The sequence below is a fragment of the Aquirufa nivalisilvae genome, assembly GCF_003143535.1.
Lineage (GTDB): Bacteria > Bacteroidota > Bacteroidia > Cytophagales > Spirosomataceae > Aquirufa > Aquirufa nivalisilvae.
Genome location: NZ_CP029346.1, coordinates 1,554,650 through 1,566,968 on the forward strand (window position 1 = coordinate 1,554,650; position 12,319 = coordinate 1,566,968).

11 protein-coding genes are annotated in these 12,319 nt (G+C 35.8%); 2 read left to right on the forward strand and 9 right to left on the reverse strand.

All coding sequences use genetic code 11. The features are described from left to right. Window positions 1-55 precede the first annotated feature (55 nt). The 6 genes from HME7025_RS06850 to HME7025_RS13465 all read right to left on the reverse strand — a co-directional run bounded on the left by HME7025_RS06850 (window position 56) and on the right by HME7025_RS13465 (window position 6,855). Window positions 56-1,666, reverse strand: coding sequence for a 2-oxo acid dehydrogenase subunit E2 (locus HME7025_RS06850; protein ID WP_109322921.1), 1,611 nt, complete (start codon window positions 1,664-1,666; stop codon window positions 56-58). A gap of 72 nt (window positions 1,667-1,738) precedes the next feature. Further along, complete coding sequence (lepA, locus tag HME7025_RS06855; protein WP_109322922.1) at window positions 1,739-3,526, reverse strand: translation elongation factor 4; 1,788 nt, start codon at window positions 3,524-3,526, stop codon at window positions 1,739-1,741. A 216-nt stretch (window positions 3,527-3,742) separates the two neighbouring features. Next, window positions 3,743-5,038, reverse strand: a complete 1,296-nt coding sequence (locus HME7025_RS06860) for an aminopeptidase P family protein (protein WP_109322923.1) — start codon at window positions 5,036-5,038, stop codon at window positions 3,743-3,745. A gap of 4 nt (window positions 5,039-5,042) precedes the next feature. Then, a complete protein-coding gene (locus tag HME7025_RS06865) occupies window positions 5,043-5,807 on the reverse strand; it encodes a class I SAM-dependent methyltransferase (RefSeq protein WP_109322924.1) in 765 nt (254 codons plus the stop codon). A 61-nt stretch (window positions 5,808-5,868) separates the two neighbouring features. Next, complete coding sequence (locus tag HME7025_RS06870; protein ID WP_109322925.1) at window positions 5,869-6,624, reverse strand: 3-keto-disaccharide hydrolase; 756 nt, start codon at window positions 6,622-6,624, stop codon at window positions 5,869-5,871. Window positions 6,625-6,711: 87 nt separating this feature from the next. Beyond that, a complete protein-coding gene (locus HME7025_RS13465) occupies window positions 6,712-6,855 on the reverse strand; it encodes a hypothetical protein (protein WP_193495299.1) in 144 nt (47 codons plus the stop codon). An 89-nt stretch (window positions 6,856-6,944) separates the two neighbouring features. On the opposite strand from HME7025_RS13465, the gene hisS reads away from it, so the two are divergent. Then, window positions 6,945-8,303 (forward strand): histidine--tRNA ligase, encoded by a 1,359-nt coding sequence (gene hisS, locus HME7025_RS06875; RefSeq protein WP_109322926.1) that lies wholly within the window; start codon window positions 6,945-6,947, stop codon window positions 8,301-8,303. Window positions 8,304-8,352: 49 nt separating this feature from the next. On the opposite strand, the gene pgi is transcribed toward hisS, so the two are convergent. Genes pgi through HME7025_RS06890 form a run of 3 tightly spaced genes read right to left on the reverse strand, consistent with a single transcriptional unit; the run spans window position 8,353 to window position 11,438 of the window. Beyond that, window positions 8,353-9,999 carry a glucose-6-phosphate isomerase gene (gene pgi / locus HME7025_RS06880; RefSeq protein ID WP_109322927.1) on the reverse strand — a complete coding sequence of 549 codons (1,647 nt, stop codon included), beginning with the start codon at window positions 9,997-9,999 and terminating at the stop codon, window positions 8,353-8,355. A 5-nt stretch (window positions 10,000-10,004) separates the two neighbouring features. Continuing rightward, a complete protein-coding gene (locus HME7025_RS06885) occupies window positions 10,005-10,769 on the reverse strand; it encodes a glycoside hydrolase family 25 protein (protein WP_161956220.1) in 765 nt (254 codons plus the stop codon). A gap of 33 nt (window positions 10,770-10,802) precedes the next feature. Next, on the reverse strand, window positions 10,803-11,438 hold the full coding sequence (locus HME7025_RS06890) for a peroxiredoxin (RefSeq protein ID WP_109322929.1): 636 nt from the start codon (window positions 11,436-11,438) through the stop codon (window positions 10,803-10,805). A gap of 407 nt (window positions 11,439-11,845) precedes the next feature. Between HME7025_RS06890 and HME7025_RS06895 the strand changes: the two genes are divergently transcribed. Further along, the gene (locus HME7025_RS06895) at window positions 11,846-12,310 is read left to right on the forward strand and encodes an Lrp/AsnC ligand binding domain-containing protein (protein WP_109322930.1); all 465 of its coding nucleotides are present in this window, start codon (window positions 11,846-11,848) and stop codon (window positions 12,308-12,310) included. Window positions 12,311-12,319: the final 9 nt, after the last annotated feature.

Here is a 12,319-nt window from a genome sequence, read left to right on the forward strand (position 1 = left end):
ATTTTTCCTAAAATAGACAAGCCCCGAAATTTTCGAGGCTTGCCATTATTTTTGTTTAGATAAACATCTTAATGGGATCCTCTAGATACTGTTTTAATGTTAGTAAAAAAGCAGCACCTGTTGCACCATCTACCACGCGATGGTCACAAGTCAAAGTTAATTTCATGATATTAGTTGCATAGAATTGACCATTCTTTACACCTACTGTTTCTTTAATACCACCTACTGCCAAAATACATGATTCTGGAGAGTTGATAATAGATGTGAATTGATCAATCCCAAACATACCTAAGTTGCTGACAGTAAATGTATTACCTTCCCAATCTTTAGGTTGCAATTGTTTGTTTTTAGCTTTTCCACCTAATTCTTTTGCTTCAGCAGAAATCTGTGCAATGGATTTCTCACTTGCAAAACGAATAACTGGCACCAATAATCCATCTTCTACAGCTACGGCCATTCCGATGTGAACATGCTTATTAACCCGAATTCGATCTTCCATCCAATATGAATTAACTTTTGGATGTTTAACTAGTGATAAAGCTACCGCTTTGATAACCATGTCATTAAATGATATTTTGACAGGCAATACTTCATTCATGCTAACACGTGCTTCCATGGCTTTATCCATGTTAATTTCCATGGTTAGATAAAACTCTGGAGCACTGAATTTAGACTCAGACAAACGTCGAGCGATTGTCTTACGCATTTGGCTATTAGGAATATCTTCGAAACTCTCTTCTCCTGAAATGAAGTTACCGGTAGCTCCACCCGCGTTAGGTTTGTAGTTTTCAACGTCAGATTTGGTTATTCTTCCACCATCACCTGTTCCTTGTAACCAATTTAGATTAATATTCTTTTCTTTCGCTAATGCTTTAGCTAAAGGAGACGCTTTGATTATTCCACCTTTTGAATCTGTTTGTATTCCAGAAGTTGTAGCCTTCGCTTCAGGTGCTTTTGGAGCCTCCTTCACAGGCGCTGGAGCAGCTACCGCTACAGGAGCAGCAGGTGCTGGTGCAGCTGGAGTAGCTGCTTGTTGTAAGATTGGTTGAAAATCAGTTCCAGGTTCTCCCACAATCATGATGATACCATCTACAATGACACCTTCACCTTCTTTGGCTCCAATGTATAAAATAGTTCCATCCTCATAGTTTTCTAATTCCATAGTAGCCTTGTCAGTTTCAACCTCGGCAATGATATCACCAGATTTAACTACATCACCTACTTGCTTTAACCATTTAGCTATGACACCTTCCACCATAGTATCACTCATCTTCGGCATTCTTACTGCTTTTGCAGGAATCGAACTTAGATCAACTACAGGTGCAGCAGGAGCGGTAGCTATAGGAGCTGCTTCTGGTGCAGGACTAGCTTCCACAGCAGCAACTGGAGCTGCTGGTGCACCAGCTAATAAACTAGAGTAATCTTCACCTGGAGTACCAACGATGGCAATAATTCCATCAACAGGAACTGCTTCGCCTACTTTAACTCCAATATATAATAATGTTCCATCCTCGTAATTTTCCAACTCCATTGTTGCCTTATCGGTTTCTACCTCAGCAATAATGTCACCAGATTTGATTACATCACCCTCTTTCTTTAGCCAATTAGCGATCACACCTTCAACCATGGTATCGCTCATCTTGGGCATTCTAATTACTTCAGCCATTATCTTATTTTTAAAAATCCAAAATTAAGCTTTAGAAGCTTGTTTCGAAAACTATTATGTAAAAATATTTGATTAATCTAATTTTAAAACTGCCATGAATGCTTCTTGAGGGATTTCTACATTACCTACTTGACGCATTCGCTTTTTACCTTTCTTCTGCTTTTCTAATAACTTTCTTTTTCGAGAAATATCACCACCATAACATTTGGCAAGTACATCCTTTCTTAAAGCTTTTACTGTTTCACGAGCAATAATCTTTTGACCAATAGCTGCTTGAATAGCTATTTCAAATTGTTGTCTAGGTAATAATTCACGCAATTTCTCACATAAACGTTTTCCCCAATCGTAGGCCTTATCACGATGTACGATTGCTGACAATGCATCTACTTTTTCACCATTTAACATGATATCCAATTTAACCATGTTACCTGGTTCATATCCTTTATATTCATAATCCAAAGACGCATAACCTCTGGAAATGGTTTTTAAACGATCAAAGAAATCAAATACTACTTCCGACAAAGGCATATCAAAAGTAAGTTCTACTCGGTCTGTGGTCAAATAAATTTGATTAATTAAAATTCCACGTTTATCCATGCAAAGACTCATAATAACACCTGTATATTCTGATTTGGTGATAATCTGAGCTTTAATATATGGTTCCTCAATGATGTTAATCAAATTGGGTTCAGGTAAATCACTCGGTGCTGATACCCACAATTCCTCATTCGCAGTTGTTAAAACTTTGAACTTTACTGACGGTACAGTTGTAATCACCGTCATATCAAACTCACGCTCTAAACGTTCCTGTACAATTTCCATGTGCAACATGCCCAAGAAACCGCAACGAAACCCAAAGCCTAAAGCCATGGATGTCTCTGGTTCCCAAACTAATGAAGCATCATTTAATTGCAACTTCTCCATGGCATCTCTTAAATCCTCGAATTCAGATGTTTCTACTGGATAGATACCAGCAAATACCATAGGTTTTACCTCTTCAAATCCTTGAATAGCAGATTTGCATGGGTTAGCTACATGGGTAATGGTATCACCTACTTTAACTTCTTTTGCCTCTTTGATTCCGGAAATAAGATAACCTACATCACCTGTTTTAATAATAGACTTAGGTTCTTGCTCTAATCCAAGTGTGCCAATTTCATCGGCAAAGTATTCTTTACCCGTATTCATGAATTTGACACGATCTCCTTTTCGTATCTCACCATTGTAGACACGGAATATTACTTCTATTCCACGATAGGAATTAAATGTTGAATCAAAAATAAGCGCTTGTAAGGGCTCTTCGGGGTTTCCTTTTGGAGCTGGGATGCGGGTAACTACGGCATCTAAAATATCTTGAATACCAATACCTTCTTTTCCTGAAGCATGGATGATATCTTCTTTTTTGCAACCAATTAAATCAATAATTTGATCCGAAACTTCCTCAGGCATAGCACCAGGTAAGTCTATTTTATTCAAGACAGGAATGATTTCCAAATCGTGATTGATTGCCAAATATAAATTGGAAATGGTCTGCGCTTCTATACCTTGAGACGCATCAACAATTAATAATGCACCTTCACAAGCAGCAATGGATCGAGAAACTTCATAAGAGAAATCGACGTGGCCAGGTGTATCAATTAAATTAAATGTATAAATCTCCCCGTCTTTGGGATATTGCATCTGAATAGCATGCGATTTAATGGTAATTCCACGCTCTCTTTCTAAATCCATATCATCCAAAAGCTGATTCATCATATCTCGCTTTTGAACTGTATTCGTGAATTCAATTAATCGATCGGCCAAGGTGCTTTTTCCGTGATCAATATGGGCGATGATGCAAAAATTACGAAGGTTCTTCATTTATGTTAATATATGTTTTACCTAGAAATGGAATCGATGTATTTAATTCTTATTCTTGGCAATTGGAATTCATATTTACCATGACATTCCGTCTATTTAAAATCAATACTAGGAAAGTATATTTCCACCTTACAAAGATAGGTAAGCCAAAGCGGACAAACCACATGCTAAGCTAATTATTAGTGTATTAAATCGAATAAAATGGCAATTCGTTGGTTAGATCTTCGATTGCATGATGGATTCGATCTCATCCCATTCAATTGGAATGTGTTTCATCAAATTATCTGTTCCAGTTGAAGTAATTAACAAGTTGTTCTCTAACCTTATACCTAATCCTTCTTCTCGAATATAAATACCTGGTTCACAGGTTAAAACCATACCCGCTTCAAATGGTTTGTATTTATCCCAAACATCATGCACATCTAAGCCTAAATGATGAGCAACACCATGCATGAAATATTTTTTAAATAATGGGGCATTTTTATCTTGTTTCTCAACATCAGCACGCGAAAATAGACCTAAGTCGATCAATTTACCTTCCATGTACCGCTCTACTTCTTTTTGATAATCAACCCAATAAATGGATGGACGCATTAATTGACTTGCAAAATTTAATACATCATGAACAGCCAGGTAAACCTGTTTTTGTCTAGGACTAAATTTCCCACTGACCGGTATTGTTCGAGTCATATCGGCATTATAATTGCCATAAGCTGCACCTACATCCAACAAAATCACATCACCGTCCTGACAAACCTCTTTATTCTCAATATAGTGTAATACACAAGCATTAGCACCTGATGCAATAATAGGAGTATAGGCAAAACCATCTCCTTTTAATCGAATAAACTCATGGATAAATTCTGCTTCAATTTCGTATTCTGTTACTCCAGGTTGAGTAAATTTCAATACTCGTCTAAAAGCGGATTCAGTAATATCAATGGCCTTTTGCATCGCCTTAATTTCATCCATCTCCTTTTTCATTCGAATAGTATTCGTAATTGGAGCAAGACGCTTATAGCTATGAGTAGGATATTTAGCTTGCAAAGATTTAGTAAAACGTGCATTTTGTGTTTCCACCGTTGAACTATTTCTTATATGCTCATTATCTACCAAATAGATATTTTCAGCGGTGTAAATCAATGTTTGTAAAATGGACTCAAATTGCTGTGTCCATTGGATGTTTTTAATTCCAGATATACCCTGAGCCTCTTCTTTGGTGAATTTATGTCCTTCCCAAATAGATATTAATTCGGAAGTTTCTCTGACAAAAGCTATTTCTTTTAAATGATCTTCTGGCGCATCAGGATACAAAAGCAGGATTGTTTCTTCTTGATCCAAGCCTGATAAATACAATAAATCAGAATTTTGCTTAAAACCCATACTGCCATCAGCATTGGTTGGCATGATATCATTGGAACAAATTAATACAATGGATTTGGGTGCTAATTGTTGTATTAATTTTTGACGGTTGTTGATGTACAGCTGAGCTGGAAGTTTTTCGTATCTCATGGTATTATTTGTGGCATAGATATATAATTTCGCCTAGAGGTAAAGCCATTTTTTTACTTTCATCTAGTCCGATTTTTTCAATCATGTTGATAGGATTTACTTGAAATCCTGAATTTTCTAATTGAGTACCATAATCACGACCATAAATACGTAAATGGTCATCTTGTAAAAAATGAATTTCTCTTTCCTTAGGATCGGTAATACTCGCATCTTCGTAGGTGGTAGCTAAGTCCAATCGCTGTGGGCTCTGGCATAAGGCGAATCCATCAGGCTTCAAAACTCGTCGAATTTCCTGCATGCAACGAACATCATCGCGAACGTGTTCTAACACGTGATTGCAAAACACCACATCAAAGGTATTGTCTTCAAATGGTATATCATGTAAGTCCATTTTTACTTTAGCTAATGGTGATTCGATATCCGCTGTAATGTAATTGTCGCCTAATAATTTCTCAAATCTGTCAATAAAACAATATTCTGGAGCTATGTGTAATAATTTAGGTTGACTTTGGAAAAAGCTAGTTTCCTTCTGTAAAAAAAGATACATCAATCGATGTCTTTCTAAACTTAAACAAGATGGACACAAGGCGTTTTCTCTAGGATGCAATCTGCCATAAGGTAAAAATTTGGAAAAATTCTCTTGGCAAATAGGGCAGTGGACTTTATTTCCTTTTAAGAATATACTATATGCTTTTAGCAATTGGTGGGCCACCAATTGAATGTATTTTCTAGGAATATGGCGTAAAATCCAACTTATAAGGTATTTCATAGGATAAAAAAAGGGAAGGAATTTTCTTAGAAAACCCTTCCCTAAAATAATGAATTAATAATTACATTTCACGAATCCAGATGTTACGGAAACTAACTGGATTACCATGATCTTGCAAACTAATAGGACCAGGACCATGAACTGGGTTTTTAGGTTGCCCAATGTATTCCGTAGTTCCTTGAATTTTCGTATGATTCTGTACCACAATTCCATTGTGAATAACTGTCACATAGGCTGGAGTATCAATTCCACCATTGATGGTGAATTTCGGAGCAGTATAAATGATATCATACGTATTCCATTCTCCCATTGGTGAAGTAGCATTAACTAATGGTGCAGATTGTTTGTAAATACTTCCTGCTTGTCCATTACGGTAGCTTCTATTTTGGTATGAGTTTAATACTTGTACTTCATACATTCCTTGCATAAAAATACCACTATTCCCTTTACCTTGACTTTTCAAAGTCTCAGGTTCAATAGGAGAGCGCCATTCAATATGCAATTGGTAATTGGTAAATTTTTGTTTGGTAGAAATATGTCCAGCCCCTTTTACAACGGTCATGGCTCCATCTTCTACTTTCCATTTTGCTGGACTACCATCTTTGACAGTTTCCCAGTTATCTAAATTTTTACCATCAAATAATACAATGGCGTCTGAAGGTGTTTTACCAGGACTAACTACGCGGATTTCTGGATCCCAAAATTCAGTTTTGTCAGGTTTGGTTGGATTCTCTTCAATGAATCTGTGGTCTTGTGCTTGTAAGCTAAATACACCTACTGCTAAAATAGTGGTGCAAATGAAAGTAATTTTTTTCATGTATAATGGATTTAGAAAATCAAATTACAGCAATTTTTGGATAAAAAAAAACCGGTATATACCGGTTTCTCTTTACTGAAATAATGCTTATTTAGCGAAACTTGCTTTGATTTCTTCTACATCTACCAATTTGATAATAGGTCTCTGCTTTAAAATTTTGATAGCAGATACTTTATTATTCGCTACTGCGTGATTTCTTCTGTCTTTACGTTTTAGTCTAGTTACGGCCATGTCTTGATAAATTTGGTGTGCAAAAATACGAAATATCGTTTATTAATCAAATAATAAGCCCCGATTAATTAAATTTGTTTTTTGAAATTATGCAAAAGCCCAGTAACGCAAGAGGTACAAGAGATTTTGGTCCCAAAGAAATGGCCAAAAGAAATTATGTTTTCAATATCATTAGAAAGCATTTTGAACAATTTGGTTTCCAAGCCATAGAAACTCCAGCCATTGAGAATTTATCTACATTGACAGGCAAATATGGTGATGAAGGAGATCAATTATTGTTTAAAATTTTAAATTCAGGAGATTATCTTTCCAAATTATCAGAACAGGATTTTCAAGAGGGTAGTAAGAAATTTACGTATAAAGTCAGTGAAAAAGGCTTACGGTACGACTTAACCGTACCATTTGCCCGCTTTGTTTCTATGAATCGTAATGATTTGGCATTTCCGTTTAGGAGGTATCAAATTCAACCCGTTTGGAGAGCAGATAGACCCCAGAAAGGTCGTTATCGTGAATTTTATCAATGTGATGCAGATATTATTGGTTCTAATTCCTTACTGAATGAAGCCGAATTAATTACTTTATTCCAAGCCATTTTTAATTCCTTAAACCTCAAAGCAAACCTAGTTATAAATTCTAGGAAGGTATTAGCTGGTGTTGTGGATGTTCTTGGGATGAATAAGCATTTTGTCGATTTTGCTGTAGCAATCGATAAATTGGATAAAATTGGTTGGGATGCAGTTGCTAAAGAATTAGTAGAAAAAGGATTTACTGTTGAGCAATGCGCTGTTTTAGCTGATTTGATTGTATTTGAAGGAAATAACTTAGCTAAGATCGATAAATTAACGACTTTCTTTAACGGTAATACCCAAGGTTTGGCAGGTTTAAAGGAAATTGAAGACGTATTACGATTCATTCAACAAAATGGATTTGTAAATACCAATATCATCTTTGATTATCGTCTGGCACGCGGTTTAAGTTATTACACGGGTTTAATATTTGAAGGTAAAGCTGTTGATATTCCTTTTGGGTCAATTGCTGGAGGTGGAAGATATGATAACTTGACAACTGATTTTGGCTTACCCAATATGTCGGGCGTAGGTTTGTCCTTTGGCATTGAACGCATGATTGATGTCATGGATGCTTTAAATCTTTTTCCATTAATACCTTTTAGTGGATCTAAAATATTGTTTGCCTATTTTGATGAGGCTGGACAAACACAGGCTTTTCAATACGTGAATGAATTACGTAAACAGGGAATTCCCTCAGAAATTTATCCAGAAGTGGCAAAAATCAAGAAGCCTTTTGAGTTTGCCGACAAAAAGCAGATTCCTTATGTAGCTGTACTAGGCGAACAAGAAATGGCTCAAAATAAAATGAATCTAAAAAATATGGAAAGCGGTGAGCAGGAATTGCTCAGTCTGCAAGACTTAATCGAAAAAATAAAATAAAAAAAGGCTAGTTGAAAGACTAGCCTTTTTCATTGGATTACGTCTGTGATTATCTCCAATCTTTAAATTGGTTGATCAATCCATTGGTAGAACTATCATGACTTTGGACTTTATCTTCATTTTCCAATTCAGGCAAAATCGAATTAGCTAATTGTTTTCCTAATTCCACACCCCATTGGTCGTAACTGAAAATATTCCAGATTACTCCTTGTACAAAAATTTTGTGCTCATACATGGCAATTAAAGCTCCTAAAGTGGCAGGATTAATTTCTTTCGCCAAGATGGAGTTAGTAGGCTTATTTCCTTCAAAAACCTTAAATGGAGCAAGTTTTTCTATTTCTGACTCATTTAGACCAGCTTTAACTAATTCGGACTTAACGATTTCTAATGATTTTCCATTCATCAACGCTTCCGTTTGTGCAAAGAAGTTGGACATCAAAAGTGTATGGTGATTACCAATTGGATTATGCGTTTTAGCAGGAGCTATAAAATCGGCAGGAATCATTTGGGTACCTTGATGGATCAATTGGTAAAAGGCATGTTGACCGTTGGTACCAGGTTCACCCCAAATCACAGGACCAGTAGCATAATTGACGCGCTTTCCAGTTCGATCAACTGTTTTACCATTGGATTCCATATCTCCTTGTTGGAAATAGGCAGCAAAACGATGCATGTATTGGTCGTACGGTAAAATGGCTTGCGTAGGAGCATTCCAAAAATTCACATACCATATTCCCAGAAGGGCCAAAATAACGGGTGCATTAGCTTCTAGTGGAGTATTGGCAAGATGCAAATCCATTTCATGTGCTCCTGATAAAAGAGATTCAAAGTTGTCGTAACCTATAGATAAACAAATAGACAAACCAATGGCAGACCAAAGGGAATATCTTCCACCAACCCAATCCCAGAATGCGAACATATTGGCAGAATCAATACCGAATTTTTCAACTTGAGTTTTATTTGTTGATAAGGCAACAAAATGTTTTGAAACTGCTGCTTCATCCTTTGCTGTTTTCAAGAACCAATCCCTAGCCGTAAAAGCATTGGCCATGGTTTCTTGTGTAGTGAATGTTTTAGAAGCAATTAAAAATAAAGTAGTTTCTGGGTTTACTTTTTTCAGTGTTTCAGCAATATGTGTACCGTCCACATTACTTACAAAGTGTACATTTAAATGTGTTTTGTAAGGTTTTAAAGCTTCTGTCACCATGACAGGGCCTAAGTCAGAACCTCCAATACCGATGTTGACAACATCAGTGATACTCTTATTAGTAAATCCTTTCCAAGTTCCTGAAACCACTTGCTCAGTAAATTCTTTCATATGAGCTCTCACCTGATGAATATCTGCATTGATATCTACACCATTTAGTAGCTGTGATTGTCCTTTGGGTTTTCTTAAAGCAGTATGCAAAACGGCTCTTCCTTCCGTTTGGTTAATTGCTTCACCATTTAATTGAGCTTGAATGGCCGATTCCAATTGGCACTCTTTCGCTAATTCAATTAAATGTTCGAAAGTTTCAGCATCAAGGATATTTTTAGAATAATCGATCAAAATATTTTGAAAGAACAAACTGTATTTCTTTTGTCTTTCACTATCAGTATGAAATAAAGCTGAAATAGAACTAGATTCTAAACGCTTTTTGTCTGATAATAACTTTTGGTAGGCAGTGGTTTGGGTAAAATTAATCGTGGATAGCATGGTATTTATTTGATTAGCAGGGAAGCAAATTCGGAATGATCTCCCAAAAATACATTATAATCCCAAGATTTGGAATTCCCTTCAAGCTTGCCATGCTTACTGTATTGCCAAAAACGCAGATTATCCGCATCTACAATGGTATTGGTTTCATAGCTAGCTAACCACAAAGGGAAATCAGTAAACTCCTCATTATTAAATAAATCAGAGTACATCCGTGTATTGGTATATAAGATTGGTTTGGTATGATAGTAATCGGTTAAATAATTCAAAAATGCTTTGATATCTTTTCTGATTTTTTTGTGACTCACGCTATTGGTAACTTCAATATCACAAACAGGAGGGAGATCACCTTCTTGAAGTTGGACCATCTTACAAAAGTTTTTAGCTTGCTCAATGGGATCTCTGGTAGGTATGTAAAAATGATATGCTCCGGCAGTTAATCCTTTTTGTTTGGCCTTTCGCCAATTAACATGGAAATTGGGATCTTGTAAACTTCGACCTTCTGTTGCTTTAATAAAAACAAATTTCAAAGATACCGTATCGAAAATCTCTAATTCCGTGAGATGGTTCCAAGGTACAATTCCATTATGATGTGATACATCAATACCGTGAATAGGGTGCTTTTGAGGAACTTCTATTTGAATAGCATCACTATAGGAAAATTGATGTCCTTCATCATTCGATAGTGAACTTATATAAGAAAAAAGAATCCAGCAAAAGCTAAACACTGCAACGAGGCTAACAATAAGTTGGATTCTCTTTTTCTTCAATTTTTTGGTTGGAATAACCAAATTTACAAAATCTTATAGATTTGGTTGTGGTGTTTTTCTCAAATATGGTTTAACTGCTGTAAATCCTTTTGGGAATTTAGTGAGAGCTTCCTCATTTGAAACAGCAGGAGTGATAATAACATCTTCTCCATTCACCCAATCAGCTGGTGTAGCTACTTGATAATTAGCTGTTAATTGTAAAGAATCAATAACGCGCAAAATTTCTGTGAAATTTCTACCAGTAGATGCTGGATAGGTTAACGTCAATTTGATTTTTTTATCAGGCCCAATAATAAACACAGAGCGAACTGTAGCTTTTTCTGAGGCATTGGGGTGAATCATATCATACAATAATGCCACTTTTTTCTCTGGATCCGCAATAATAGGGAAGTTCATCTCAACATGATTTACTTCTTCAATATCTGGAACCCACTTGTTGTGAGAATCCAAACTATCGACTGAAATAGCAATCGCTTTTACTCCTCTTTTGCTAAATTCTCCATTAAGTAATGCGGTTTTTCCTAACTCAGTAGTACAAACAGGCGTAAAGTCAGCTGGGTGACTAAAAAATAATACCCATGAATTTCCAATCCATTCGTGAAAATTAATAGGTCCAAGTGTTGTTTCAGCGCTGAAATCTGGCGCGATATCTCCTAATCTTAATGACATAATGATAGGTGTTTATGGTGATTTATCTACCGAATTTATAGACTAATTATCAAATAAAAAAGCAATCCTAAAATAGAATTGCTTTTAACATTACACTTCATCAACAAACTAAAAACCAAATAATAAAAATGCTGTAGGAGAAGGATTCGAACCTCCAAGGTGCGGTTAGCCATATCGCAGAACTGATTTAGTGGTCAACCCATTACGCTACGTTTATCCCGAACTCACCACCCCCGAGACAGGAGGGCACGTCTGCCAATTTCATCACCCTACAGTGAAATAATATTTACCTTTGTAACTATTATATGACAAAATTAGAAATCATTTTTAATTTTTCAAAATAATTTAAAGAAATTATAATTTTTTTGAGTAATTTTTAAAAATAATATCAATTTGTTGAAAATATTATGGATAAAAAATTTGACCTAGACCCATTAGACTATAAAATTTTAGAAATTTTAGTGAGTGATTCTAACCTCCCATACACAGAAATAGGACAACGATTGGATGTTTCTGGTGGGACTGTACACGTTAGAATGAAAAAAATGGAAGCTTTAGGGATCGTTAAAGGTGCTCAGCTATTAATTGATTATTCAAAAATTGGTTGGGACATCACAGCATTTTTAGGCATCTACTTAGATAAAAGTTCGCTTTACGAGGATGTGGCAAAGCAATTAGAAAAAATACCTGAAGTGGTCAATATTCACTATACAACTGGTATTTATTCCATTTTTGCCAAAATTATTTGTCGAGATACCCAGCATTTGAGAGAAGTACTGCATGATAAAATTCAACGGGTAACTGGTATTCAACGCACCGAGACTTTCATCTCTTTAGAAGAGAGTTTAATTAGAAATACACCATTATTTTAGGTTATTTAG

Excerpts from the sequence above, each read along its gene's own strand:
- HME7025_RS06850 (WP_109322921.1), bottom strand. The coding sequence starts at position 1,666 with ATGGCTGAAGTAATTAGAATGCCCAAGATGAGCGATACCATGGTTGAA.
- lepA (WP_109322922.1), bottom strand. The coding sequence starts at position 3,526 with ATGAAGAACCTTCGTAATTTTTGCATCATCGCCCATATTGATCACGGA.
- HME7025_RS06860 (WP_109322923.1), bottom strand. The coding sequence starts at position 5,038 with ATGAGATACGAAAAACTTCCAGCTCAGCTGTACATCAACAACCGTCAA.
- HME7025_RS06865 (WP_109322924.1), bottom strand. The coding sequence starts at position 5,807 with ATGAAATACCTTATAAGTTGGATTTTACGCCATATTCCTAGAAAATAC.
- HME7025_RS06870 (WP_109322925.1), bottom strand. The coding sequence starts at position 6,624 with ATGAAAAAAATTACTTTCATTTGCACCACTATTTTAGCAGTAGGTGTA.
- HME7025_RS13465 (WP_193495299.1), bottom strand. The coding sequence starts at position 6,855 with ATGGCCGTAACTAGACTAAAACGTAAAGACAGAAGAAATCACGCAGTA.
- hisS (WP_109322926.1), top strand. The coding sequence starts at position 6,945 with ATGCAAAAGCCCAGTAACGCAAGAGGTACAAGAGATTTTGGTCCCAAA.
- pgi (WP_109322927.1), bottom strand. The coding sequence starts at position 9,999 with ATGCTATCCACGATTAATTTTACCCAAACCACTGCCTACCAAAAGTTA.
- HME7025_RS06890 (WP_109322929.1), bottom strand. The coding sequence starts at position 11,438 with ATGTCATTAAGATTAGGAGATATCGCGCCAGATTTCAGCGCTGAAACA.
- HME7025_RS06895 (WP_109322930.1), top strand. The coding sequence starts at position 11,846 with ATGGATAAAAAATTTGACCTAGACCCATTAGACTATAAAATTTTAGAA.